Raw genomic sequence first — 25,745 nt, forward strand, 5'->3', positions numbered from 1 at the left:
CCTCGGTAGGGTAGGTGCCGGTCGGCTCCGACCACCTAGATCCACACCGCCGGGGGGCGCCACGCATGGCTGATTCGTTCGCGCATCTGCACGTGCACACCGAGTACTCGATGCTCGACGGAGCGGCCCGGTTGAAGGACCTGTTCGCCGAGGCCAACCGGCTGGGCATGCCGGCGGTGGCGATCACCGACCACGGCAACATGCACGGCGCGAACGACTTCTACAACCAGGCGATGGCCGCCGGGATCACTCCGATCCTGGGCGTCGAGGCGTACGTGGCACCGGAGTCGCGCTATCACAAGGCGCGGGTCAAGTGGGGCCGGCCGGAGCAGAAGAGCGACGACGTCTCGGGTAACGGCGCGATCACCCACAAGACCATGTGGGCCAAGAACGCGCAGGGCCTGAAGAACCTGTTCACCCTCAACTCGCGGGCGTCCATGGAGGGGCACTACGTCAAGTGGCCTCGGATGGACATGGAGCTGATCGCCGAGCACGCCGAGGGGATCATGGCCACGACGGGCTGCCCGTCGGGTGCGGTGCAGACCCGGCTGCGGCTGGGTCAGTTCGACGAGGCGCTCAAGGTCGCCGCGAGCTACCAGGACATCTTCGGCAAGGAGAACTACTTCCTGGAGATCATGGATCACGGCCTCTCCATCGAGAGCCGGGTCCGCGAGGGGCTCACCGAGATCGCCCGCAAGCTGGACATCCCGCCGGTGGTCACCAACGACTCGCACTACACCCACGAGGCGCAGGCCACCGCACACGACGTGCTGCTATGCGTGCAGACCGGCAGCAACATCGACGACCCCAACCGGTTCCGGTTCGAGGGCGGCGGCTACTTCGTCAAGAGCGCCGACCAGATGCGCGCGGTCGACTCGTCCGAGCTGTGGCAGCAGGGCTGCCGCAACACCCTGCTGGTCGCCGAGAAGGTCGACCCGAAGGGCATGTTCGAGTTCCACAACCTGATGCCGCGCTTCCCGGTCCCCGAGGGGGAGACCGAGGAGTCCTGGTTCCGCAAGGAGACCTTCGCCGGCCTGGCCCGCCGCTACCCGAACGGCATTCCGGAGGGGCACGTCGTCCAGGCCGAGTACGAGCTGGGCGTCATCAACCAGATGGGCTTCCCGTCGTACTTCCTCGTGGTCGCCGACTTCATCCAGTGGGCCAAGAGCCAGGGCATCGCGGTGGGTCCGGGCCGTGGTTCGGCGGCCGGCTCGCTCGTCGCGTACGCGTTGGGCATCACCGACCTGGACCCGATCCCGCACGGTCTGATCTTCGAGCGGTTCCTCAACCCCGAGCGGGTCTCGATGCCGGATGTCGACATCGACTTCGACGAGCGTCGGCGCGGCGAGGTGATCAAGTACGTCACCGACAAGTGGGGCGAGGACAAGGTCGCCCAGATCGCCACCTTCGGCACGATCAAGGCGAAGGCCGCGATCAAGGACTCGGCCCGGGTGCTGGGATACCCGTACGCGGTCGGCGACCGGATCACCAAGGCGATGCCGCCGGCCGTGATGGGCAAGGACATCCCGCTCACCGGCATCTTCGACCCGAAGCACCCCCGGTACGCCGAGGCGGGCGAGATCCGCGGCCTGTACGACTCCGACCCGGACGTCCGCAAGGTGATCGACACGGCCAAGGGCATCGAGGGGCTGATCCGGCAGACCGGTGTGCACGCCGCCGGGGTCATCATGTCCGCCGAGCCGATCATCGAGCACATCCCGTTGATGCGCCGCGACGCCGACGGGGCGATCATCACGCAGTTCGACTACCCGACCTGCGAGTCGCTCGGGCTGCTGAAGATGGACTTCCTCGGCCTGCGCAACCTGACGATCATCGACGACGCGGTCAAGAACATCGAGCTGAACCACAACCTCAAGCTCGACCTGCTGGCCCTTCCGCTGGACGACCCGGCGGCGTACGAGCTGCTGGCCCGCGGCGACACCCTGGGCGTGTTCCAGCTCGACGGCGGCCCGATGCGGTCCCTGCTGCGGTTGATGAAGCCGGACAACTTCGAGGACATCTCCGCCGTCCTGGCCCTGTACCGGCCCGGTCCGATGGGTGTCGACTCGCACACCAACTACGCGCTGCGCAAGAACGGCCTCCAGGAGATCACCCCGATCCACCCGGAGCTGGAGGAGCCGCTGCGGGAGATCCTCGCGCCGACGCACGGCCTGATCGTCTACCAGGAGCAGGTGCAGCGCGCCGCGCAGATCCTCGCCGGCTACACGCTCGGCCAGGCGGACCTGCTGCGCCGGGCGATGGGCAAGAAGAAGAAGGAGATCCTCGACAAGGAGTTCATCCCGTTCCGGGACGGCTGCCGCGAGCGCGGCTACTCCGACGAGGCGATCCAGGCCGTGTGGGACGTCCTGGTGCCGTTCGCCGGCTACGCCTTCAACAAGGCGCACTCCGCCGCGTACGGCCTGGTCTCCTACTGGACGGCGTACCTCAAGGCGCACTACCCGGCCGAGTACATGGCCGGGCTGCTCACGTCCGTCGGCGACGACAAGGACAAGATGGCGCTGTACCTGTCCGAGTGCCGCCGGATGCGCATCCAGGTGCTGCCGCCGGACGTGAACACCTCGGCGGGGCCGTTCACCCCGGTCGGCAGGGACATCCGCTTCGGCCTGGCGGCGGTCCGCAACGTCGGCGCGAACGTGGTCGCCTCGATCATGCGGTGCCGCGAGGAGAAGGGCGAGTACACCGACTTCTACGACTTCCTGTCCAAGGTGGACGCGGTGGTCTGCAACAAGAAGACCATCGAATCGCTGATCAAGGCGGGCGCGTTCGACTCCATGGAGCACCCCCGCAAGGGCCTGCTCGCGGTGCACGCCGACGCCATCGACGCGTACGCCGACGTCAAGCGCAAGGAGGCCGTCGGCCAGTACGACCTGTTCGGCGCCGGCTTCGGCGACGCGGACACCGGCAGCACGACGGTGATGCCGGTGATCGGCGACAGCGAGTGGGAAAAGCGCGACAAGCTGGCCTTCGAGCGGGAGATGCTCGGCCTGTACGTCTCCGACCATCCGCTGTTCGGCCTGGAACACATCCTGGGCGCGGCGGCCGACACCACCATCGCCTCCCTGGCCGAGGACGGCGCGGTGCCCGACGGTGCGGTCGTCACCCTCGCCGGCATCCTCTCCGGCGTGCAACGGCGGGTCACCAAGCAGGGTCGGGCCTGGGCCTCGGCCACGCTGGAGGATCTGGCCGGTGGCGTGGAGACGCTGTTCTTCCCCAACACCTACGAGGTGATCGGCCAGTACATCGCCGAGGACGCCATCGTGGTGGTCAAGGGTCGGGTGGACCGCCGCGACGACACCCCACGCATCATGGCGATGGACATGTCCATGCCGGACGTCAGCACCAGCGCCACCAACAAGCCGGTCACCCTCACCATCCCGGTGCACCGGTGCACGCCACCGCTCGTGGAACGGCTCAAGGAGACCCTGGTGCTGCACCCCGGCGACACCGAGGTGCACGTCAAGCTGCTCAACGGCGGCCGTACCACCACCCTGCGGCTGGGACCGTTCCGGGTCGCGGCGACCACCGCGCTGATGGGTGACCTGAAGAGCGTCCTCGGCCCGGCCAACGTGAGCTGACCGGCCGCGCGACCCGGCCGGCGCACGTCCGGCCGGGCCGCGTCCGCGCCGGTCTTAGTCCTGGTCGGGGGCCGCGATCTCGCGAAGCTGGCCGTCGGCCAGCCGCAGCCACCGCTGCACGCCGATCTCGGCCAGGAACCGTTCGTCGTGGCTGACCACCACGAACGCCCCCTGGTACGCGGTCAGCGCGCTCTCCAACTGGCCGACGCTGACCAGGTCCAGGTTGTTCGTCGGCTCGTCGAGCAGCAGCAGTTGCGGCGCCGGCTCCGCGCAGAGCACACAGGCCAGGGTGGCGCGCAGCCGTTCCCCGCCGGAGAGCACGCCGACGGGCAGGTTGACCCGGGCACCCCGGAACAGGAACCGCGCCAGCAGGTTCATCCGCCGCGCGTCCGGCAGGCTCGGCGCGTACGCGGCGAAGTTCTCCGCCACCGTCCGGTCGAGGTCCAGCAGGTCGAGGCGCTGCGACAGGTACGCGATTCGTCCGTCCGCCCGCTTGACGTCGCCGCCGGCCGGTTCGAGGTCACCGTCGACGAGGCGCAGCAGGGTCGACTTGCCGACGCCGTTCGCCCCGGTGAGCGCGATCCGCTCCGGACCCCGGATCACCAGGTCCGCGCCGTCGCCGCCGAACAGCTCCCGGTCGTCGAAGCGGGCCCGCATCCCCGTACCGGTGAAGACCGTCCGTCCGGCCGGGACGGTGGTGTCCGGCAGGTCCACGACGATCCGGTCCTCCTCGCGGACGGCCCGGCCCGCCTCGTCCAGTCGCGCCTTGGCCTGACCGAGGCGCGCGGAATGCGTGTCCTGGGCCTTGCCCGCCGACTCCTGCGCGCTGCGCTTGAGCCCACCGGCGACGATCCGGGCCAGCCCGGCGTTCTTCAGGTTCTTCGAGGCGTTGCTGGCCCGCCGGTCGGCCCGCTCGCGGGCCTGCTGCATCTCCCGCTTCTCCCGCTTGACCTCCTGCTCGGCGTTGCGCAGGTTGCTCTCGGCCACCTCGCGCGCCGCCCGCACCGCCTCGGTGTACGCGGTGAAGTTGCCCCCGTACCAATGGATCTCGCCGCGCTCCAACTCGGCGATGCGGTCCATCCGGTCCAGCAGCTCCCGGTCGTGGCTGACCAGCAGCAGGCACCCGGACCAGTCGGTGAGCACGTCGTAGAGCTTGTGCCGGGCCGCCACGTCCAGGTTGTTGGTCGGCTCGTCGAGCAGCAGCACGTCCGGGCGGCGCAGCAGCTGCGCGGCCAGGCCGAGGGAGACCACCTGCCCGCCGCTGAGGGTGCGCAACGGCCGGTCGAGCGCCAGGTCGCCGAGGCCCAACCGGTCCAGCTCACCGCGGGTGCGTTCCTCGATGTCCCAGTCGTCGCCGATGGTGGCGAAGTGCGCCTCGCTGGCGTCTCCGGCCTCGATGGCGTGCAGCGCCGCGATCCGTTCGGCGACGCCGAGCACCTGCGACACGGCCAGGTCCCCGGCCAGCGGCAGGGTCTGCGGCAGGTACCCGAGCAGACCGTCGACGGTGACGCTCCCGCCGGTGGGTTGCAGCTCCCCGGCGATCAGCCGCAACAGGGTGCTCTTGCCGGCGCCGTTGGGCGCGACCAGGCCGGTGCGACCGCCGGGGACGCTGAAGGACAGCTCGGAGAAGACCGGGGTGTCGTCCGGCCAGGAGAAGGACAGGTTCGAGCAGACGATGAAAGCGTCAGACATGCGAGTGACCTCAGAGGGTGGGCTGGGCGTGCGTAAGCCGCCCGACGACGAACGGGACCGGTGGAACGACGACATGGCCACGCCGGCCGCGCAGAGGCGCGCCGAACCTATGGCCGAACACGTCCGGTCTCACCCGGAGATGTCGTCGTCACCCGCCATGTCTGGTCTCCCTGGTCGTACCGCTGACCCAACGCCGCCGAGTCTAACAACGGATCTCCGACCCGCCACCGGGTTAGGTCGCAACGATCGGTGTATAGGCCGAGCTATAGTTGTCCCATGTCTCATGAGCCGCCACGTCGCTGGGCGATCAAGACGACAGCGGAAGTCCGCGACTGGTTGCGATCTCTGCGTCAGGCCGACCCTGCGACGTATCGGTCGGTCAACGTGGCGATCGACTTGCTCGCGGAGACCGGGCCGGGCCTCGGGCGTCCACTTGTCGACACCCTCCGAGGCTCTGCCATCAGCAACCTCAAGGAACTCCGCCCGAGATCTGGGCGGGAGGTCGCCGTTCGGGTGCTGTTCGTCTTCGATCCCTGGTCTCAGGCCGTCCTGCTGGTGGCCGGCAACAAGGCGGGGAATTGGAATCGATGGTATGACCAGGCGATTCCGCTGGCCGAGATCGCGTACGAGGGCTGGCTTGCCTTCGAGAGGAAGCGGAGGGAGGGCTGATGAGCGACTTCCATGATTGGAATGACATCCGGGCCGAGCTGCACGACGGGGACGATGAGGCGCTCGACGCCGAACGTGCCCGAACGGAGGCGTGGATCAGCGCGTTCCACCTCGCCGAGGAGCGTAAGCGGCTGGGTTTGACCCAGCGCCAGGTGGCCGAGTTGATGGGTGTCACGCCCGGCCGAGTCAGCCAGATCGAGAACGGTGATCTTGAGGCCAACGAGGTCGCGACGCTGAGCCGATATGCCCGCGCGCTCGGTGCCCGGATGCGGATCATCTTCGACTACGGCGACGACTTGCGGCAGATCGCCTGATCGTTGATCAGCAGCAATGCCCTGACCACGCCAACGTCCACCCGGGCACCGCTGAGGTCCGCTGACCTCAGCGGGGGCGGTACTCGACCTCGGGGCGGCCGGGAGTGCCGTAGCGGGGGTGGCGGGCGGCGCGGTCGATAGTCACCAGGTACTCCAGGTAGCGGCGGGCGGTCACCCGGGAGATGCCGGTCGCCGTGCTCACCTCGGTCGCGGACAGCCCCACCCGCGGACCGGACCCGTCGGCCAGCGCGGCGCGTACCCGGGTGAGGGTCTGCGCGTCGAGCCCCTTGGGCAGGCTGTGCCCGGTCGCGCCGCGCAGCGTGGCGAACATCCGGTCCACGTCGTGCTGGGCGGCCACCTCGCCGTCGGCGAGCGCCTGTGCCCGGTAGTCCGCGTAGCGGTCCAGCTTGTCGCGGAACGCCGCGAACGTGAACGGCTTGAGCAGGTAGTGCGTCACCCCGAGGGAGACGGCGGTGCGCACCACCGTGAGGTCCCGCGCAGACGTCACCGCCAGCACGTCGACGCTGCTGCCGGCCGCGCGCAGCGCCCGGCAGACGTCCAGGCCGTGCAGGTCGGGCAGCCGAAAATCCAGGAGTACGAGGTCCACGTCGCCGCCGCCGTTGGCGCGCAGGGCGGCCATCGCCGCCCGTGCCGTGTGTGCCACCCCGACCACCGCGAAGCCGGGCACCCGCTCGGTGTACGCGGCGTGCGCCTCGGCCAGCAGCGGCTCGTCCTCGACCACGAGCACCCGGATGTCGTTCACGACCGTGTTCCCGGGAGTCTCACGATGAACAGGCTGCCGCCGGCGTCCGAGCGGGTCACCTCGGCGCTTCCGCCGTGGCGGCGGACCACCTGCCCGATCAGCGCCAACCCGAGCCCTCGCCCGGTGCTCTTGGTGGACCAGCCGCGCCGGAACGCGTCCGCCACCCGCTCCTTCGCCAGCCCGGGACCGCTGTCGGCGACCCGAACCACCAGTTCGTCGTCGACGGTGCCGACGAAGACCCGTACGGTGCGCGGCGGGGGCGTACCGGCGACGGCCTCCAGGGCGTTGTCGACGAGGTTGCCGACGACGGTGAGCAGGTCGTTGGTCGGCAGCGGGCTGTCGTCGAGGTGGCAGTCCGGCTCGATCACCAGGTCCACGCCGCGCTCTCCGGCCTGCGCGGACTTGCCGAGCAGCAGGGCGGCCAGGGCCGGCTCGGTGACCGCGTCGACCACCCGGTCGGTCAGTTGCTGGGCGAGGGCGAGGTCCCGGGTGCCGAGCCGGACAGCCTCGTCGACGCGGCCCAGCTCCACCAGCGTGAGGACGGTGTGCAGCCGGTTGGCCGACTCGTGCGTCTGCGCCTGCAACGCCTGGGTGAGCGCGCGCACCGAGTCCAGCTCGCTGGCCAGGGTTCGTAGCTCGGTCTGGTCGCGCAGGGTCAGCACGGTGCCGAGCGCCGCCCCCTCGAAGCGGGCGGTCCGCTGGTTGGCCACCAGCACCCGGTCACCGGCCAGCAGGGGCTCGTCGAGGGCGTCGCGGCCGGCCGCGAGCAGTTCGGCCACCGCCGGTGGCAGGTCGGTGTCGGCCACCGGCTGGTCGGTGACCGGCTCGTCGGCGTCGAGGCCCAGCAGCCGCCGGCCCTCGTCGTTGATCAACGCCATCCGCCGGTCGGTGGTCAGCACCACGAGACCCTCGCGCACCGAGTGCAAGACGGCGTCGTAGTACTCGTACATCCGGGTCATCTGTGTCGGTCCCAGGCCGTGGGTCTGGCGGCGCAGGCGGCGGCTGAGCAGCCACGAACCGGTCGCGGCGAGCGCGAGCGCCGGTGCCGCGACACCGAACAGCACGGGGAGCTGGCGCAGCAGCTTCCGGTTGATCGCGCGGGTGGTGATGCCCACCGAGACCAGGCCGACGATGCGCCGCTGCTGGTCGTACACCGGAACGACCGCGCGCACCGACTCGCCGAGCGTCCCGACGTTGGTGGTGGTGAACGCGTGGCCGGCCAGGGCGGGCCCGATCTCGCCGACGAACGGCTCGCCGATCAGCTCCGGGGTGGGATGGGAGAAGCGGGTGCGGTCGGGGGCCATCACGACCACGAAGTCGGTGCCCGTGTCGTGCCGGGTCGACTCGGCGTACGGCTGCAGGGTGCGGGCGGGATCGGCGGTCGTGAGGGCGGCGCGGACGTCGGGGGAGTTGGCCACGGTCTGCGCCACCGCGAGCACCTCCTCCTGGGCGGCCTGCCGGGAGTCGGAGCGGGCCAGCCAGACAGCGCCCGCCGCGCCGGCCAGTACGAGCAACGTCACCACCACCGCCTGGAGGGCGAAGAGTTGCCCCGCGATGCTCCACTGCCGTCGGGCCACCTCCGGCACCTCCTCGGACTTTCCCCGGTCAGCGGTGAACAGAATGACCGCAAGGCTGTCAACGGGTGAGACGCGCTTCACATTGTCGACATGGACACCACCGCATCCACCACCACGGCGGAACCGTCGGCCCGCCGGGACCGTACCCGTTACCTGTACCTGGCCGTCGTCGTGGCCGTGCTCGCCGGCATCGTCGTCGGCCTGGTCGCCCCCGAGTTCGGCAAGGAACTCAAGCCCATCGGCACGGGCTTCGTCAACCTCATCAAGATGATGATCAGCCCGGTCATCTTCTGCACCATCGTGCTCGGCGTCGGTTCGGTCCGGCAGGCCGCGAAGGTCGGCAAGGTCGGCGGCCTGGCTCTCGGCTACTTCCTGACCATGTCGACCGTGGCGCTCGCCATCGGCCTGGTCGTCGGCAACCTCATCCACCCCGGCTCCGGCCTCGACCTGGGACAGGACCTCGCGGGCGCCGGCAAGGCCGCCGCCGGAGACGAGGCCGGCGGTACGACGGAATTCCTCCTCGGGGTCATTCCGACGACGCTGTTCTCCGCGCTCACCGAGGGGGAGGTGCTCCAGACGCTGCTGGTCGCGCTGCTCGTCGGCTTCGCCGTACAGGCGCTCGGCCGACGCGGTGAGCCCGTCCTCGGCGCGATCGCCGTCATCCAACGGGTCGTCTTCAAGGTCCTCGCGATGATCATGTGGCTGGCGCCGGTCGGCGCGTTCGGCGCGATGGCCGCCGTGGTCGGCGCGACCGGCGTGGACGCCCTCAAGAGCCTCGCTGCGATCATGCTCGGCTTCTACGCCACCTGTCTGATCTTCGTGCTGGTGGTGCTGGGCGCGCTGCTCTGGTTCGTCGCCCGGATCTCGATCTTCTCGTTGCTGCGCTACCTGGGCCGGGAGTTCCTGCTGATCCTGTCGACGTCGTCGTCGGAGTCGGCGCTGCCCCGGCTGATCGCCAAGATGGAGCACTTCGGTGTCAGCAAGCCGGTCGTCGGTATCACCGTGCCGACCGGGTACTCCTTCAACCTCGACGGCACGGCCATCTACCTGACCATGGCGTCGCTGTTCATCGCCGACGCGCTGGGCAAGCCCCTCGCGGTCGGGGAGCAGATCTCGCTGCTGCTGTTCATGGTGATCGCGTCCAAGGGTGCGGCCGGCGTCACCGGCGCCGGGCTGGCCACGTTGGCCGGTGGCCTCCAGTCACACCGCCCGGACCTCGTCGACGGGGTCGGCCTGATCGTCGGCATCGACCGCTTCATGTCGGAGGCGCGGGCGCTGACCAACTTCGCCGGCAACGCGGTGGCGACCGTGCTGGTGGGCACCTGGACCGGTGAGTTCGACCGGGACCGGGCGGCCGGGGTCCTGCGCGGCGACGAACCGTTCGACGAGGCCACGATGCTCGACGAGGACGACGACGAGGCGGAGTCGCGGCGGCACGACGAGGAGCCGGCCGCGGCCGCCGGGGCGCCGGCCTGACGTCGTCCGATCCCGCCCGTCGGCCGCTCGTGGTGGTGGCCGATTCGGGATCGGTGGTGCCGGGGTTCCCCTACGCCCCCGAACCCCGGCATCAACGATTCCTGGTCGGCCACGCCTAATGCGGAAAAGTCGAATTCCAGCGGATGCGGGCATCCGATAATTCGAATTGTTTCGATAGTGGCGGCGGTTCGACCGACGTACGTGTCGGTAACATCGCGCTGGGCGACAGCGGTGCGAGAGTCGCCGAAGGTTAGCGGAAAATGAACTACCGATCAGTAGTCGATCTTGCGTGTGACGTATCCAACTGTCGCATTCTCGCTCGCCCCAGAATTGGGGTTCGTAAACTTCGCCCGGTACGTTGCTGGCGTGCTCGATGCGCCCCGACAATTGTTTGCCGATCGCTATCGGCTGGTCCGTCCCCTCGGCCAGGGCGGGATGGGCCGCGTGTGGCAGGCCCGCGACGAGATGCTCCAGCGCGACGTCGCCATCAAGGAGCTGGTGGCACCGCCCGGCCTGCGCGACGACGAACGCCGGGAGATGCGCGAACGGTCCATGCGCGAGGCGCGGGCCGTCGCCCGCCTGGGCCACCCCAACGTGGTACGCGTCTTCGACGTGCTGCACGCGGGCGGCGACCCCCTGATCGTGATGGAGCTCGTCCCGTCCCGGTCGCTGCACCAGGTGCTCGAAGCCGAGGGGCCGATGCGGGTGGACCGCGCCGCGCGGATCGGGCTGGGCATCCTGGGCGCGCTGCGGGCCGCACATCGGGCCGGCGTGCTGCACCGCGACGTCAAGCCGGCCAACGTGCTGCTCGGCGACGACGGCAGGGTGGTGCTGACCGACTTCGGGCTGGCCACCCTCCCCGGCGACCCACGGATGACCCAGACCGGGATGGTGCTCGGCTCGCCGGCGTTCCTCGCGCCCGAGCGGGCCACCGACGGCGACGTGGGGCCGGCCGCCGACCTGTGGTCACTCGGTGCCACCCTCTACGCGGCCGTCGAGGGACGCACCCCGTACCACCGCTCGTCGCCGCTCGCCACGCTGGCGGCCCTGGCCACCGAGCCGCCACCGCCGGCTCAGCGAGCCGGCCGGCTGACCCCGCTCCTCGAAGGACTGCTGCGGCGGGAACCGGACCAACGGATCGGCGCGGACGACGCCGAGCGACTGCTGCGTCAGGCCGCCGCCCCCGACACGCTCCCCGCCCCGGCGGTGCCCGCCCCGGCGGTGCCCGCCCCGGCGGTGCCCGCCCCGGCGGTGCCCGCCCCGGCGGTGCCCGCCCCGGCGGTGCCCGCCCCGGCGGTGCCCGCCGTCCCGGAGCCGGCTGCCGATGACGTGGCCGGCAGCGACGCCACCGACCCGGTGTCCCGCCCAGCGATCGTGCCCGAGTTCGTCACCGTCGGCCCGGGCGCGTCGTCGACGGTCCTCGACGAGCCGTCGTCCGGGCCACCGCGCCGTCGTCGGGTCCGGCTGATCGGGACGCTGGCCGCCGCGCTGCTGCTCGTCATGGTGGTGACGGCGGCGCTGCGGTACGGCGGAGTGCTGGGCGGGGCGGGCGTCGTCGGATCACCGGACCCGACCGCCAACCCGAGCATCGCGGAGACGCCGGTGTCCCGGGTGCTGCCGCCAGCGCCCGCCGGATGGCGCTACTACCGTGACGATCCCCGCTTCCTCGTGCCGGTTCCGGACGGTTGGCAGGCGCTGCGCGGCGGCGGGCGCGTCGTCTTCCGCGAGCAGGGCGGCAGCCGGGTGCTCGTCGTCGACGAGCTTCGGACCGTCCCGGCGGACCTGGTCGCCGCCCTGCGGGAGCGCGAGGACGCCGAACGCGGGCGGTACGCCGAGTACCGGCCGGTCCGGCTCGCGGCGCTGCGCTACCAGGCGCGGGCCGCCGAATGGGAGTGGACGTACACCGACCAGGACGACACGCGGACACACGCGGCGAGCCGCCTGTTCGTCGGCCACAACGGGCACGCGTACTCCATCGACTGGACCACCTCCGCCGCCGAATGGTCCGCGAGCGCGCCCCTGTTCGCGCTGATCACGGATGGTTTCCAGGGTCTACCGGCGGCGACCGTTCCGTCCCGGTCCGCCGGTCCGCCGCCGTCGGTCAGCGTCGGGCCGCCGGCATCCACCGGGACCGGCAGCGGCACGACCGAACCAGGAGACCAGGCGCAGCAGCCGTCCGCTCCGCCGCCGTCTCCGACGAAGTCCAGCGCACCCGCCGGCAAGCAGATCTCCAGCTTCCTCAGTGACCGCTGCATCGACATCCAGGACGGCAATCCCTACGCCGGCGCGCGACCGCAGATCTGGGACTGCCGGCGCACCGCCAAGCAGCTGTGGACCTTCCCGTCGGACGGCACTGTCCGATCCATGGGCATGTGCCTGGATGTCGCGGGCCACTCCACCCAGGACGGGGCCGCCGTCATCCTGGCCGAATGCTCCGGAGCGTCGTCGCAGAGGTTCACCCTCAACAAGGCGTACGACCTGGTGAACACCAAGGCGGACAGGTGTGTCGACGTGGTCGATTCGAACCCGGACAACGGCGCCCGGTTGCAGATCTGGCAGTGCACCGGCAACGCCAACCAGAAGTGGCGGGCCACCTGAGGTCTGTGCCATGAGCGCGGCGATGATTTGTCGCGAAACGCCGTCGCCCCCGACGGGTCCCGGCGGAGAATGGTGGAGCGGACACGGGCGCTGCGACGAACCGGGGGAGCGGTCGTGCTCGGAACCAGCCTCCTCGGTCGGCTTCGCCGCCGTGACCCTGGTGACGCCGTCCTGCGACGCGCAGCCCGGCTGACCCTGGTCGCGTCGGTCCTCTTCTACGCCTGCCGCTACGGCGCGGGCAGCCCACTGCTCGCCACGTACGCGCTGTTCGGCACGATCGCCGCCGGATCGTTCGCGCAACTGCCCGGGCCGGCGGCACGGCGGGCGCGGATCCTCGTCACGTCGCTGCCGGCGGTCTGGGCGCTGATCGCCGCCGGCACGCTCCTGGCCTGGAGCACCTGGGCGGCAGCCGGCGGGATGCTGGTCGTCGGGTTCGTCGTGACGTTCGCCGGGGTCGGCAGCCCGCGCCTGGTGGGTCTGGCCAGCGCGTTCCAACTCTTCTACATCCTGGCGTCGTTCCCGCCGTACCAGCCGGGCAGCCTCCCGCAGCGCCTCGGCGGGGTCACCCTCGCGATCGTGCTGCTCGCCGCGGCCGAGGTGGTGCTCTGGCCCGACCCGGTTCCCGTCTCCTACCGGCAGATGCTCGCCCGAGCGGCGGACGGCGTCGCGGCCTTCCTCGACGCCACGGCCGACGCGTTGACCGCCCCCGGGGGTGGTCGCGGTGCCGACGACAGGCGGCGCGAACGGGCGTACGACCTGGTGGCCGTGCTCGGGTTGGCCCGCAACCCTCCGGAGTCGGCCCCCACCGCCGCCGGGGCCCAGGACCGGGCGCTGCGGATCTCCGCGTCGGCGCTGCGGGAGGTGCTGGCCACGGCGGACCGGCTAGCGACGGACGCCCCGTCGACGCCGATCCCGGACCTGGCGGCGGCCCACCTGCTTCGCCCGTGCGCCGACGCGACCCGGGCCGCCAGCCGCGGCCTGCTCTCCGACGCGCCCCAGGTGGACCTGCGGGACCTGGACGCCGCGATCCGCGCCGCCGAGGCGGACTACCCGGCGGGGTCGGCCGGCGGCGGGGAGGGGCCGGACGTACCCCGGATGTGCCGGGACGCGACCGCGCTGGCCCTCGCCGACCAGGTACGGATCTTCGCCGTCGGCACCCGGATCGCCGCCGGGGCGCACACCGCGGACGTCGAGGCCTATCCCCGGCTCTTCGAGTACGCGCGACACCGCGCGTGGACGCTGTACTGGCGGCAGTTCCGCGCCCACCTCGCACCCCGCTCCGCGCACCTGCACAGCGCGCTGCGACTGGCCGTGGCGCTGGCGGTCGCCCGGGTGGCGGCCGGGGTGCTGCACCTCAACCACGGCTTCTGGGTGCTCCTGGCGACTCTCACCGTGCTGCGCACCTCGGCCGCCGACACCCGCACCGCGTTGCGACCCGCCGTGCTGGGCACCATCGCGGGCGTCGTCGCCAGCGGCCTGCTGGTGCTCCTCGTCGAGGCGCCCGTCGTGTACGCCGTCGTACTGCCGGTCTCGTTGCTGCTGGCGTTCGGCGTCGGTCGCCTGCTCGGCCCGGTGTGGCAGCAGGCGCTGTTCACCCTGCTGCTGACCGTCGTGTTCAGCCAGCTCAGCCCTGAGGGGTGGCGGCTCGCCGAGGCGCGGCTGGTCGACGTCGGACTCGGCGCGGTGATCGGCGTGCTCGCCGGGGTGGCCATGTGGCCGCGCGGGGCCGGCCACGACCTGCGGCACAACGCCGCCCGCTACCTGGCGGTCAGTGGGACGGCGGTGGAGCGGACCGTCGAGGCGGTGCTCGGCGACGGGCGGCCACCCGAGCACGACTTCGACCGGGTCGGCCGGCGGATGATCCTGGTCGACTCGTCCTACTGCCAGTACCACTCCGAGCGCCACGACCCACGACGCGCTCGGGTGAACTGGGACGCCGCCCTGAGCGCCGGCCACCACGTGGTGCCCGGCGCCGAGTCGTTGCTGCGCCGGAACCCGCCCGGTTGCCTGGCCGGCTGGCCGGCGGCCGCGGCACTGCTGCGGGACACGGCCGGGCACCTGCGCTCGGCGTACGACGACCTGGCCGGCGAGGTGACGCAGGGTCGGCCGGCCGGGCCGATGCCCGTACCGACCGACTGCGTCGACGAGGTGGACCGGCTCCGTCCGCTGCTCGGCGACGTCGACGCCGCCGCGGTGCGGCACCTGGTGGAGGTCGACCGGTGGCTCGCCGGGCTCGCCAACAGCCTCACCCGGATCCACGCCGGTGACGCACGGCGACCGTGAGCCGGCCCGGTCCGGGGATGACCGGTAGGCCTCCTCCGCCCGGCAGGCCGCCGATTGCCGATTGGCCGTGGCTGACCCGCGGTGACCAGGCCTAACGTCGATGGTATGGAGATCGCGCAGGCGCAGCAGTTGTGGAAGCCGGAGCCCGGCTGGTTGAACACCGCCTCGTACGGGTTGCCGCCCGAGCCGGCCTGGACGGCGTTGCAGGACTCCCTGGCCCAGTGGCGTGTCGGCAGCACCTCCTGGGAGGGCTGGGGCGAGTCGGTGCAGCGGGCCCGGACGGCGTTCGCCGGTCTGATCGGGGTGCCCGACACCGACGTGGCCGTCGGCGCGACGGTCTCCCAGATGCTCGCGCCGGTGGCGGCGTCGCTGCCGGCCGGCGCCACGGTGGTCGTTCCGGAGGTCGAGTTCACCTCGAACCTGTTCCCCTGGCTGGTGCAGGAGGAGCGCGGCGTCACGGTCCGCACCGTGCCGGTGGACGGGCTCGTCGACGCGATCGACGCCGACACGGACGTGGTCGCGTTCAGCGTGGTGCAGTCGTCCGACGGCGCCGTCGCCGCGTACGACGAGATCGTGGCCGCCGCCCGCGCGTACGGTGCGCTGGTGGTGGTGGACGCGACCCAGGCCTGCGGGTGGCTGCCGTTCGACGGCAGCCGGGCCGACGTGGTGGCCGTGGGCGGCTACAAGTGGCTGATGAACCCGCGCGGCACCGGGTACGCCTATCTGGCCCCCGCCCTGCGTGAGCGGCTGCGCCCGGACGCGGCCGGGTGGTTCGCCGGCCAGGACCCGCACGCCTCCTACTACGGCCTGCCGTTGCGGCTGGCCGACGATGCCCGCCGGTTCGACATCTCGCCGGCCTGGTTCAGCTGGGTGGGTGCCGCGCCGGCCATGGAACTGGTCACCGAGATCGGCGTGCCGGCGATCCAGGCGCACAACGTGGCGCTGGCCAACCGGTTCCTGACCGGCCTGGGCCGGCCGGCGGGGGACAGCGCGATCGTCGCCGTCGACGTGCCCGACGCGGAACAGCGCCTCGCGTCGGCCGGCATCCGGGCGGCGGTCCGGGCCGGCCGGGTCCGCGCCTCGTTCCACCTCTACTCGACCGAGGCGGACGTGGACGCGGCGCTGACGGCGCTCGTCGGCTGAGGCCGCAAGGCCGGCCGCGCCCCGCGGTGGGGCACGGCCGGCCGGTGCTCAGGAGCAGACGCTGAAGCTCGCGTACGTGTACGCGAGCTGCTTCCACTCCAGATCGGGCCCGAGGCTCATGTCCCACCTGCCGTCGGCGAGACGCCCGAAGTAGACGAAGTTGCTGCCGAGCCCGTCGTAGTAGAACCAGTCGCTACCCTCGTACGTGCTGAGGCGGGTTGCCGCCTTGGCGAAGGTCCTGGGGCCGACGATGCCGTCGCTCACGAGCCCCCGGTCGGTCTGCCACCGTTTGGTCGCGGCCGTCGTCGCCGGACCGAACCGGCAGTCGACACCGGAGGCGGTGAGGTAGCCGTCGGCCACCAGGATCTTCTGCCACATGGCGACGACGTTGTTGTACGAGCGGGTCGACGCGGAGATCGGGCCCTCGTCGCCCCAGTCGTCCGTCCAGGTGCCGGAACCCATGACGTAGCCCTGACTGACGTTGGCCGACGCCGGCGCGGCGGGAACCGCGACGGCGCCGATCGTGGCGACGACCATCGCCGTCGCGACGGCCCCGAGTTGGTGGTGCATGAGCATCCCCCTTTGACTGATGGGCAGCTGTCACAGGGGTAGATGCTCGGCAGGGCCAGGGAGTTCACGGCGGACTGACATCCGGGCTCAGGCCAGGTGACCGCCGATCTTCGTGTACCCGCGCAGCAGGTCCCGGGAGATGATGAGCCGCTGCATCTCGTCGGTGCCCTCGAAGATGCGGTAGAGCCGGACCTGCCGGTACCAGCGTTCGATGGGCAGCTCCCGGGTGTAGCCCATGCCGCCGTGGATCTGGAGCACCCGGTCGACGACCCGGTTGACCATCTGCGCGCCGTAGAGCTTGCCCATCGACGACGCGTGTCGGGGGTCGAGGCCCTGGTCGACGGTCCACGCCGAGCGCAGGATCAGCCAGCGGGCCGCCTCCAACTCGGTCTCCGAGTCGGCGATCATCCACTGGATGGCCTGGTTGGTGCCGATCTTCGCGCCGAACGTCTCCCGGGTGTTGGCGTACTCGATGGCCATTTGCAGGACCCGCTCGGCGATGCCGACGGCGTGCGACGGGATGGTGTAGCGGCCCTTGCCGATCCACTCCATGCCGAGGGCGAAGCCCTGGCCGATCTCGCCGAGGATGTTGCGGTGCGGCACGCGTACGCCGTCGAAGACGAGCGACGCGGGCCCGCCCTCGCCCATGGTCTGGATGAACTCCGAGCGCCAGCCCATGGCCCGGTCCACCAGGAAGGCGGTCGCGCCACCGTTGCGGGCGCCCTTCTCCCGGTCGGTCACCGCGACCACGATGGCGAAGTCGGCGTCGTGGCCGCCGGTGATGAAGGTCTTCTCGCCGTCGAGGATCCAGTCGTCGCCGTCCCGGCGTGCGGAGAGCCGGATGTTGGCGGCGTCCGAGCCGGCGCCCGGTTCGGTGATCGCGAAGCAGGACCGGCGCTCGCCCTCGATCGTCGGGATGAGGAACTCCTGCTTCTGCTCCTCGGTGGCGTGGAACAGGATGTTGTCGGCCTCGCCGCCGAAGCGGAACGGCACGAAGGTATGGCCCAGCTCGGTCCAGATCAGCGACTGGAGGACGGCCGGCAGGTTCATCCCGCCGTACTCCTCGGGGGTCGCGAGGCCCCAGAAGCCGAACTTGCGGGCCTTGAGTTGCAGCTCGCGGACCTCGGAATGGTCCAGACTCGGCTGGTGGGCCCGCTCCCGGCGAAGCACCTCCGCCTCCAGCGGCATCACCTCGCGTTGGATGAACGACCGGGCGGTGTCCCGCACCGCCCGCTCCTCGTCGGTGAGCGAAAAGTCCACGATGGTCCTCCTGGCGTCGGCGCGGCCGGTCCCGTCTAAACTAGCGGTGCAAGTTTTAGTACGTCCAGACCCGAGAGGAGCGCAGTGCCCCGACCCCGCCAGCCCCGGCTCACCCGGCAGCTGATCGTCGAGACAGCCACCGCGCTGATCGACGCCGAGGGCCTGCCGGCCTTCTCCACCCGCCGGCTCGCCGCCGCGCTGGGCGTCCAGGGACCCTCGCTCTACAACCACTTCGCCACCAAGGACGAGATCCTCGACGCGGTCGCCGACGAGGTCACCGGCGGCGTCGACACCAGCGGATTCGCCAGCCGGGACTGGGCGACCGCGCTACGCGAGTGGGCGTGGTCCTACCGGCGGGCGCTCACCGAGCACCCGAACATCGTGCCCCACCTGGCGCAGGGGCCGGGCCGCCGGCCGGCCGCCCTCGCCATGGCGGACGCGGTCTACGGCGGTCTCGTCCGCGCCGGCTGGCCGCCGGCCCGCGCCACCCACATCGGCGCGGCGCTGCGCTACTTCGTGGCCGGGTCGGCGCTCGGTTCGTTCGCCCGCGGCTTCGTCGAGGACCCCGAGCTGTACGCCGCCCACTACCCGCACCTGCGCCAGGCCCACCTGCTCGCCGAGCACCAGCAGAGCGTCGACGAGGGCGCCTTCGCCCTCGGCCTGGACGCGCTGCTGCACGGACTGGCCGCCGAGTACGACCGCGCCGTCGGCCCGCTCGGCGCGGTGGAGTCCGGTCGGTCCAGCGGGTAGCGTCGAAACTCCCAGCGCTAGTTTCATCGTCCGTCCGCCGCTGAGCCGCCCACCCCCGAAGGGACGCCATGGATCTCGCCGCACCGCCGTCGCCGCTCCCCGACCTCCTGCGCCTCCGGCGTCACCTGCACATCGGCGGCGAGTGGACGCCTCCCGCCGGCACCGACGTGCTCGACGTGGAGAATCCGAGCACCGGCGACACCGTCGGTCAGGTGCCCGCCGGCACGGCGGCCGATGTGGACGCCGCCGTCGCCGCCGCCCGCGCCGCCTTCGTAGGCTGGGCGGCCACCGCGCCCGCCGAACGCTCCGCGTACCTCGACCGGCTGCACGCCGCGCTCGTGGCCCGCGCCGACGACCTCGCCCGCACCATCGCCGTCGAGCAGGGCTCGCCGCTCAAGCTCGCCGCCCGTGTGCAGGTCGGGCTCCCGCTGACGGTGCTGCGCGACCACGTCGCGCTCGCCGCCCGCCCACCGGTCGAGGAGAGTGTCGGCAACTCCCTCGTCGTCCGTGAGCCGGTCGGCGTGGTCGGCGCGATCACCCCGTGGAACTACCCCCTGCACCAGGTGATGGCCAAGGTGGCGGCCGCGCTCGCCGCCGGCTGCACGGTCGTGCTCAAGCCGAGCGAGCTGACCCCGCTGACCGCGTACCTGCTCTTCGACGCGGTCACCGAGGCCGGCCTGCCGCCGGGCGTGCTCAACCTGGTTCCCGGCACCGGTTCGGTGGTGGGCGAGGCGCTCGCCGGGCACCCGGACGTCGACCTGGTGTCGTTCACCGGCAGCACCGCCACCGGAAGCCGGATCATGCGACTCGCCGCCGACCGGATCGCCCGCGTCGCGCTGGAACTGGGTGGCAAGTCCGCCAACGTGATCCTGCGCGACGCCGACCTGGCCACCGCGGTCAAGGTGGGCGTGGGCAACGCCCTGCTCAACTCGGGGCAGACCTGCACGGCGTGGACCAGGATGCTGGTGCACCGCGACCGGTACGACGAGACCCTCGATCTGGTGGCGGCGGCGGTCTCCGGTTACCGCCTCGGCGACCCGTTCGACCCGACCACCCGGCTCGGCCCGCTGGTCTCCGCCGCCCAGGCGCAGCGCGTACGCGGTCACGTCGACCGGGCGCTCGCGGACGGCGCGCGGCTGGTCGTCGGCGGCCCGGACGCCCCGGTCCCGGCGCGCGGGCACTTCGTCGCCCCGACCGTCTTCGCCGACGTGCACCCGGACAGCGCGCTCGCCCAGGAGGAGGTCTTCGGCCCGGTCCTCGCGGTCATCCCGTTCGACGACACCGACGAGGCCGTCGCCATCGCCAACAACTCGCGGTACGGGTTGGCGGGCGCGGTCTGGTCCGCCGACACCGATGCGGCCCTCGCGGTGGCGCGACGCCTGCGCACCGGGGCCGTCGACATCAACGGCGCGCCGTTCAACCCGCACGCCCCCTTCGGCGGCTACAAGCAGTCCGGCCTCGGTCGGGAGCTGGGCACGCACGGGCTCGCCGAGTTCTGCGAGGTAAAGGCGATCCAGCGATGACGGGCACCGGGCTGCCGCCGACCGCGCCGGGCGGTGCTCCCGAGCCGGCGTCCGCGCCGGTCGTCGTCCGAGCGCTGGTCGCCCGCGGGCCCGGGGCCGAGCTGCGGGTCGAGCGGGTACGCCTGCCCGCGCCCGGCCCCGGCGAGGTGCGGGTGACGATCCGGGCGGCCGGGGTCTGCCACTCCGACCTGTCCATGGTGAACGGCACCATCGCCGCGAGGTTTCCGCTGGTGCTCGGGCACGAGGCGACCGGGGTGGTGGCGGAGGTCGGGCCGGGCAGCGGGCTGACGGTCGGCACCCCGGTGGTGCTCAACTGGGCGCCCGCCTGCCGGGCCTGCTGGTGGTGCCGGCGCGGCGAGCCGTGGCTCTGCGCCGACACGACGGCCCCGACCGTGCCGCGTGGCGAGACCGAGGACGGGCTCGGACTGCACCTGACGCTCGGTCTCGGCGCGCTCGCCGAGGCGGTGGTGGTGCCGGCGAGCGCTGTCGTGCCGATCCCCGTCGGCCTGCCGGTCGAGCAGGCCGCGCTGCTCGGCTGCGCGGTGCTCACCGGCCTGGGAGCGGTCCGGAACACCGCCCGGGTCGCGGCCGGCGAATCGGTCGCCGTCGTCGGGCTGGGCGGGGTCGGGCTCGCCGTGCTCAGCGCGGCACGCCGGGCCGGTGCCACGACGATCCTCGCCGTGGACGTGGCCGAGGCGAAGCGTGACCTGGCCCTGGCCGCCGGAGCCACCGACTTCCTGCTCTCCGACGACCGGCTCTCCAAGGAGGTGCGGGCACGCACCGAGGGGCGGGGCGTGGACCACGCCTTCGAGTGCGTGGGCCGGGCCGCCACCATCCGCGCGGCCTGGCGGCTCACCCGGCGCGGTGGCTCGGTCACCGTGGTCGGCATGGGCGCGAAGGACGACATGGTGAGCCTCGGCGCGCTCGACATCTTCCACTCCGCCCGTACGCTGCGCTCCTCGGTGTACGGCTCGTCCGACCCGGACCGCGAGGTGCCGGTGCTGGCCGCCGAGCTGGCCGACGGCACGCTGGACCTGGGGGTGCTGGTGAGCGGCACGATGGCGCTGGACGAGGCGCCGGTCGCGTTCGGGAGGTTGGCGCGGGGCGAGGGCGCCCGCTGGGTCGTCACGCTGGGCTGAACCGTGGTGTGATCGGCGTTCGACACCAGGGAGGGACACGGTGGGACGGAACGCGATCATCTTCCACGGCACGGGCGGCAACCCGGACGTCGTCTGGTACCGCTGGCTGGCCCGGCGGCTGGAGGCCCGGGGGTACGTCGTCGAGGTGCCGCACCTGCCGGGCGTCAACGTCGAGCCGATCGCGACGTTCCTGCCGGCGGTGCTCGACGGGCGTCACGTCGACGAGGACACGGTGCTGGTGGGTCACTCCGGCGGCGCGGCCCTGCTCCTGGCGCTCCTCGAACACGTCGAGGTGACGGTGGCCCAGGCGATCCTGGTCGCCGGCTACTGCACCCCGCCGAACGCGAGCGAGGAGCCCGTCCTCCAGGAGAGCTACGACTGGGCCGCGATCCGGTCGCACGTGCGGGACATCTACTTCGTCAACTCGCGCGAGGATCCGTACGGCTGCGACGACCGGCAGGGACGCGCGATGTTCGAGCGGCTCGGCGGCACCCAGATCGTGCGCGACGACGGCCACTTCGGCGACTACGACCAGCCGTACGAGCGGTTCGAGCTGCTCGACCGCCTCATTCCCTGACGACCGTCACATCCGCGCCCGCAGCACGTCGACCTCGCAGCCGGGTGCCGACGGGTCGAAGCCGTGCTCGGCCAGCCACCGGACCACCACCAGGCTGCGCCACGACCACCACGCCCGGATCACGTCGAGGTCGACGTCGGCGCCGTAGCCGGCCACGACGTCGCCGAGATGCTCCTCGTGGCCGAGCGTCAGGATGGCGAGGTCGAACAGGGCGTCGCCCCGGCTCGCCTCGGACCAGTCGAGTACGCCGGTGACCTCGTCACCGGCGACGAACACGTGGTCCGCCTGGAGGTCGCCGTGTGTGAACACGGGTGTCCACGGCCGGAGCGCCGCCTCGGCGATGTGCCGGTTGCGGGTGACCAGGTCGGCGGGGAGGGCATCGTTGGCGACGAGCCAGGCGCACTCGCGGTCGAGCCGCGTGGCCAGCTCGTCGAGGCTCTGGCCGGGCCAGGGTGGCAGCGGCGCGTCGTGCAGCGTCCGTACGGCGGCGCCCGCCGCCGCCCATGCCCTCGGCGAGGCGGTCGACGGCTCGCCGAGGCGGCCGAGTGCCCGCCCGGGCAGGGCGGCGAGCGCGAGCACGGGCGGGTTGCGCCACAGCACCTCCGGAGTCGGCACGGGCGCCAGCGCCATTGCCGCCACCTCGACGTCCGCGTGATCCGGATCGGCGTCGATCTTGAGGAACACGTCCCCGACGCGTACGGTCGCGCGCTCGGAGTGGGCGACGACGACCGCGACCTCAGGCACGCCGATCATTGTCGCGCGGGACCACCGCCGACGCTCGACGGGTTTCCCGGCTGTTGCGCCGGACGGCATACCTCGCCAACCTCGCGGGTGGGCGAGTGGCCGGTCAGGAGGCGTCCGACAAGTGCGGCGGCGAGACCGGCGATTCCGGCCGCCGCGAAGCCGCCGGCCGGCACCCAGAGGTCGATCGCCACGCCGACGAGAGGGGACCCCAGGGCGAACCCGGCGCTCTGCGCCGACGACTGGAGACCTGTCGCCTCTCCCCGTACGCCCGGTGGTGCCAGCCGGCTTACCGCGTCGGCCACCGTGGCGAGGGTCGGCGCGGTGAGGAGCCCGCTGCCGACGACGGCGACGCACAGCCAGGGCCAGGTGTCGGCGAGCCCGGCGGGAATCGTCACGAGCCCGAGCGTGCCCAGCAGGAGCCAGGTGGGCAGCGGCCGGGCCAGCGCGCCGTAGACCAGGCCACCGACGACCGAGGACAAGCCGAACACCACGACCACCACGGCGGCCCAGGAGACCTGCCCGGCCTCGCGAAGGGTGGCGATGATGGCGAGGTCGACACCGCTGAGCAGGGTCGTCGTGCCGAGCGCCATCGTCAACGCGGCGATCATGTCAGCGTTCAGCCACTGCCGGCGTGACAGCCGTCCGGTCGTGGCGTTCCCGTCGTCGGGCGTGCGCATCGGCGGATTGAGCAGCGCGATGCCGGAACTGCCGGCCAGGATCGCGGCGCCGACGCCCCACGCCACCAGCTCGGGGGACACGGTCGCCGCGCCCAGGATCACCACCGCCGGCCCCACGAGGTACGACAGCTCGCCCTGCACCGACTCCAGCGCGAACGCGGTCCGGCGCAGCTCGGCTGTCGTCATCGCGGCGATCGCCTGCCTGCTCACCGCCTGTACGGGCACCATCAGCAGGCCCGCCACCACACTGGCCGCCAGCAGCAGCTCGTAGCGCAGGAGCGGCACACTCAGCCAGAACGCGACCTGCGCCAGGAGGGTGACCAGCAGCACGGCGCGCAGGCCCCGCGAGTCGATCAGGCGACCGAGCAGCGGCCCGCCCAGTGCGACTCCGGCGGTCAGGGCCGCCGCGACGGCACCCGCCGCCACGTAGCCCAACTTCAGGCTCAGCACGACGTAGAGCGTCAGGGCGGTCACGTCGGCCGTTATCGCGGTGCGGGCCAGCAGCGAGACGCCCAGCAGTGGCGCCATTCCGGGCACCCCGAGCACCTGCCGATAGCTGGTCACCCAGCCGACGCTAGGTCACTGCCCGACCCATAAGAAGTGGTCATCTGCTTGGGTGAGGCATAATGACTCGTTATGGTCAGGGACCTGGAGACGGGCCTGCTGCGGTCGTTCGTCACCGCCGTACGGGCCGGCAGCATCAGCCGCGCCGCGACCGCCCTCGGCCAGACCCAACCCGCCCTCAGCCAGCAGGTGCGCAGGCTGGAGAGCGTCGTCGGCCATCCGCTGCTGCACCGGTCGCCGTCCGGCGTCTCGCCCACGCGGGCGGGTGAGCAGCTGCTGCCGTACGCCGAACGCATCCTCGCGCTCTCCGGACAGGCGCTGACCGAGACCGGGCGTGCGCTCACCGGCCACTGTGGCGTCGGGTTGCTCGAAGACCTCGCCGCGTCCCAGCTGCCGCAGGCGCTCGCCGACCTCGCCCGGCTGCACCCCCGCGCGACGCTGGAGGTGCTCAGCCTGTCCAACGTCTCCATGCGGGAGGCCTACGACGCGGGCCGCGTCCAGCTCGTGCTCGACGCGGTGCCGGACATCCCGGGTCCGCCGCGCTGGACGGTACGCCGATCGCTGGTGTGGGCGGTCGGCCAGGGTGTGGAGGTGGCCGCCGATCCGCTGCCGGTCGTGCTGTTCTCGACCCCGTGCTCCTGGCGTACGGCCGTCCTCGACGCGATGGGGCGTGCCGGTCGGCCGTGGCGGGTGGCCTTCGAGAGCAACAGCCTGGTCGGGGTGCTCGCGGCGGTCCGGGCCGGGCTCGGCGTGGCGGCGCTCATGCCGGCCAACCTCGAACCCGGCATGTCGTCCGACCACGCCCACGCCCTACCCACCCTGCCGGACGTGGAGTTCGGTCTGACCCGGCATCCGGCGACGGAGGGTGACCCGTTGACGGATGCCGTGGAAACCGCGCTGCGCCGGATGGTCTGAGCCCGCCCCGGGTCACTTGCCGGTGACGATGCCGGGATTGATGCACAGGCCCGGGTTCGCGCCGTTCTTCTCGGCGATCTCCAGGCACCGGGTCACCTTGTCGACCTTCGCGTTGGTCTCGGTGATCTGCTTGGAGATCTCGGCGTTCTTACGGTCCTGCTCCAGGTTGCGGGTCTGCGCCAGCTTGTCCTGGAACGCCTTGATGTTGCCCTCGGTCTTGTCGTCGTGGTTGACCCGGGTGATGGTCACCGACAGGATGTCGACGTCCGTGGCGAGACGGCTCTCCGCGCTGGTCTTGATGTTGGCCGCGAACGGCTTCAGGTCGACGTTGAGGTCGCCGGTGCGCGCGTCGATCTTCTCCAGCGGGTTGTACGCGGCGAACGCGTCGTTGACCGCGCTGTCGAGCTGCACGCCCACCCGCTGTCCCCGGAAGCTCTCGAAGTCTCCCTTGTAGTCCATGAACTGCTTGGGGGCGTTCTCCGGTTTGACCTGCCACTCGATGAGCACTTCGACGCAGGCGTCGGCGAGCGTCCCGGTACGGACCCGGACGCAGTCGTTACCACCGATGTGGTCGTACTTCTGCCGGCCCGCGTCCCACTCGCCGACCTTCTGCCAGGGGGCCACCCACTTCAGGCCCGACCCGGTCACCTCGCCGGTCGGCTTGCCGAAGCTGGTCACGATGCCGACCGAGCGGATCGGCACCGAGTGGGCGCTGGAGGCGATGCCGACCACCAGGCTGAGGGTGAGGAAGCCGAGCGCGGCGAGGGCGGCCACCCGCTTCAGCGAGCGGGCGGGGGCGACGAGCGCGGCGACGGCGCTGACGACCAGGGCAACGGCGAGCACGATCGCCATGGTGAAGCCGACAGGCATGGGGTGGGCCTTCCGCTGGGCTGTGTGGATCTTCAAGTTAGGAGG

Annotated in this window: 20 protein-coding genes and 1 pseudogene; 13 read left to right on the top strand and 8 right to left on the bottom strand. The window is 71.9% G+C overall.

What is annotated here, in order from left to right; genetic code table 11:
* Window positions 1-65: 65 nt before the first annotated feature.
* Window positions 66-3,596, top strand: a complete 3,531-nt coding sequence (gene dnaE / locus ACN269_RS31075; RefSeq protein WP_421475829.1) for a DNA polymerase III subunit alpha — start codon at window positions 66-68, stop codon at window positions 3,594-3,596.
* A gap of 54 nt (window positions 3,597-3,650) precedes the next feature.
* Here the strand turns inward: dnaE and abc-f are convergent, their stop codons facing one another.
* A complete protein-coding gene (abc-f, locus tag ACN269_RS31080) occupies window positions 3,651-5,288 on the bottom strand; it encodes a ribosomal protection-like ABC-F family protein (protein WP_421475831.1) in 1,638 nt (545 codons plus the stop codon).
* Window positions 5,289-5,564: 276 nt separating this feature from the next.
* Between abc-f and ACN269_RS31085 the strand changes: the two genes are divergently transcribed.
* Together ACN269_RS31085 and ACN269_RS31090 are read left to right on the top strand one after the other, a co-directional pair.
* A complete protein-coding gene (locus ACN269_RS31085) occupies window positions 5,565-5,957 on the top strand; it encodes a type II toxin-antitoxin system RelE/ParE family toxin (protein WP_421475833.1) in 393 nt (130 codons plus the stop codon).
* Window positions 5,957-6,271 carry a transcriptional regulator gene (locus ACN269_RS31090; RefSeq protein WP_121654474.1) on the top strand — a complete coding sequence of 105 codons (315 nt, stop codon included), beginning with the start codon at window positions 5,957-5,959 and terminating at the stop codon, window positions 6,269-6,271. Before ACN269_RS31085 ends, ACN269_RS31090 begins: the two co-directional genes overlap by 1 nt.
* Window positions 6,272-6,338: 67 nt before the next feature.
* On the opposite strand, the gene ACN269_RS31095 is transcribed toward ACN269_RS31090, so the two are convergent.
* The gene (locus ACN269_RS31095) at window positions 6,339-7,034 is read right to left on the bottom strand and encodes a response regulator (RefSeq protein ID WP_421475834.1); all 696 of its coding nucleotides are present in this window, start codon (window positions 7,032-7,034) and stop codon (window positions 6,339-6,341) included.
* Complete coding sequence (locus ACN269_RS31100) at window positions 7,031-8,611, bottom strand: ATP-binding protein (protein WP_421475836.1); 1,581 nt, start codon at window positions 8,609-8,611, stop codon at window positions 7,031-7,033. Before ACN269_RS31100 ends, ACN269_RS31095 begins: the two co-directional genes overlap by 4 nt.
* Window positions 8,612-8,701: 90 nt before the next feature.
* On the opposite strand from ACN269_RS31100, the gene ACN269_RS31105 reads away from it, so the two are divergent.
* The 5 genes and pseudogenes from ACN269_RS31105 to ACN269_RS31125 all read left to right on the top strand — a co-directional run bounded on the left by ACN269_RS31105 (window position 8,702) and on the right by ACN269_RS31125 (window position 16,111).
* Window positions 8,702-10,087, top strand: coding sequence for a cation:dicarboxylate symporter family transporter (locus ACN269_RS31105; protein ID WP_421475838.1), 1,386 nt, complete (start codon window positions 8,702-8,704; stop codon window positions 10,085-10,087).
* Window positions 10,088-10,453: 366 nt separating this feature from the next.
* Window positions 10,454-11,461 (top strand): annotated as a pseudogene (locus ACN269_RS31110) (serine/threonine-protein kinase); the annotation flags it as partial.
* Window positions 11,462-11,587: 126 nt separating this feature from the next.
* A complete protein-coding gene (locus ACN269_RS31115; protein ID WP_421476668.1) occupies window positions 11,588-12,685 on the top strand; it encodes a ricin-type beta-trefoil lectin domain protein in 1,098 nt (365 codons plus the stop codon).
* A 114-nt stretch (window positions 12,686-12,799) separates the two neighbouring features.
* Window positions 12,800-14,968 carry an FUSC family protein gene (locus ACN269_RS31120; RefSeq protein ID WP_421475840.1) on the top strand — a complete coding sequence of 723 codons (2,169 nt, stop codon included), beginning with the start codon at window positions 12,800-12,802 and terminating at the stop codon, window positions 14,966-14,968.
* A gap of 105 nt (window positions 14,969-15,073) precedes the next feature.
* Window positions 15,074-16,111 carry an aminotransferase class V-fold PLP-dependent enzyme gene (locus ACN269_RS31125; RefSeq protein WP_421475841.1) on the top strand — a complete coding sequence of 346 codons (1,038 nt, stop codon included), beginning with the start codon at window positions 15,074-15,076 and terminating at the stop codon, window positions 16,109-16,111.
* A gap of 48 nt (window positions 16,112-16,159) precedes the next feature.
* Here ACN269_RS31125 and ACN269_RS31130 read toward each other — a convergent pair whose 3' ends face one another.
* Together ACN269_RS31130 and ACN269_RS31135 are read right to left on the bottom strand one after the other, a co-directional pair.
* Complete coding sequence (locus ACN269_RS31130; RefSeq protein WP_421475843.1) at window positions 16,160-16,681, bottom strand: peptidoglycan-binding domain-containing protein; 522 nt, start codon at window positions 16,679-16,681, stop codon at window positions 16,160-16,162.
* Window positions 16,682-16,768: 87 nt separating this feature from the next.
* Window positions 16,769-17,941: an acyl-CoA dehydrogenase family protein gene (locus tag ACN269_RS31135; RefSeq protein ID WP_421475845.1), complete on the bottom strand. Its 1,173-nt coding sequence runs from the start codon at window positions 17,939-17,941 to the stop codon at window positions 16,769-16,771.
* 84 nt (window positions 17,942-18,025) lie between these two features.
* Between ACN269_RS31135 and ACN269_RS31140 the strand changes: the two genes are divergently transcribed.
* The 4 genes from ACN269_RS31140 (at window position 18,026) to ACN269_RS31155 (ending at window position 21,930) form a co-directional block, all read left to right on the top strand.
* On the top strand, window positions 18,026-18,691 hold the full coding sequence (locus ACN269_RS31140; RefSeq protein ID WP_421475847.1) for a TetR/AcrR family transcriptional regulator: 666 nt from the start codon (window positions 18,026-18,028) through the stop codon (window positions 18,689-18,691).
* A gap of 68 nt (window positions 18,692-18,759) precedes the next feature.
* Window positions 18,760-20,214, top strand: a complete 1,455-nt coding sequence (locus ACN269_RS31145) for an aldehyde dehydrogenase family protein (protein WP_421475849.1) — start codon at window positions 18,760-18,762, stop codon at window positions 20,212-20,214.
* Window positions 20,211-21,353 (top strand): alcohol dehydrogenase catalytic domain-containing protein, encoded by a 1,143-nt coding sequence (locus ACN269_RS31150; protein WP_421475851.1) that lies wholly within the window; start codon window positions 20,211-20,213, stop codon window positions 21,351-21,353. Before ACN269_RS31145 ends, ACN269_RS31150 begins: the two co-directional genes overlap by 4 nt.
* Window positions 21,354-21,393: 40 nt before the next feature.
* Window positions 21,394-21,930 (top strand): RBBP9/YdeN family alpha/beta hydrolase, encoded by a 537-nt coding sequence (locus ACN269_RS31155; RefSeq protein ID WP_421475853.1) that lies wholly within the window; start codon window positions 21,394-21,396, stop codon window positions 21,928-21,930.
* A 6-nt stretch (window positions 21,931-21,936) separates the two neighbouring features.
* On the opposite strand, the gene ACN269_RS31160 is transcribed toward ACN269_RS31155, so the two are convergent.
* Both ACN269_RS31160 and ACN269_RS31165 read right to left on the bottom strand, forming a co-directional pair.
* Complete coding sequence (locus tag ACN269_RS31160; protein WP_421475854.1) at window positions 21,937-22,683, bottom strand: phosphotransferase family protein; 747 nt, start codon at window positions 22,681-22,683, stop codon at window positions 21,937-21,939.
* Window positions 22,680-23,915 carry an MFS transporter gene (locus ACN269_RS31165; RefSeq protein WP_421475856.1) on the bottom strand — a complete coding sequence of 412 codons (1,236 nt, stop codon included), beginning with the start codon at window positions 23,913-23,915 and terminating at the stop codon, window positions 22,680-22,682. The genes ACN269_RS31160 and ACN269_RS31165 overlap by 4 nt, the downstream gene beginning before the upstream one ends.
* Before the next feature lie 72 nt (window positions 23,916-23,987).
* On the opposite strand from ACN269_RS31165, the gene ACN269_RS31170 reads away from it, so the two are divergent.
* The gene (locus ACN269_RS31170; RefSeq protein ID WP_421475858.1) at window positions 23,988-24,830 is read left to right on the top strand and encodes a LysR family transcriptional regulator; all 843 of its coding nucleotides are present in this window, start codon (window positions 23,988-23,990) and stop codon (window positions 24,828-24,830) included.
* A 12-nt stretch (window positions 24,831-24,842) separates the two neighbouring features.
* Here ACN269_RS31170 and ACN269_RS31175 read toward each other — a convergent pair whose 3' ends face one another.
* Window positions 24,843-25,700, bottom strand: a complete 858-nt coding sequence (locus ACN269_RS31175) for an SPFH domain-containing protein (RefSeq protein ID WP_421475860.1) — start codon at window positions 25,698-25,700, stop codon at window positions 24,843-24,845.
* Window positions 25,701-25,745 lie beyond the last annotated feature (45 nt).

The organism is Micromonospora sp. WMMD736, assembly GCF_049179015.1.
Classification (GTDB): domain Bacteria; phylum Actinomycetota; class Actinomycetes; order Mycobacteriales; family Micromonosporaceae; genus Micromonospora.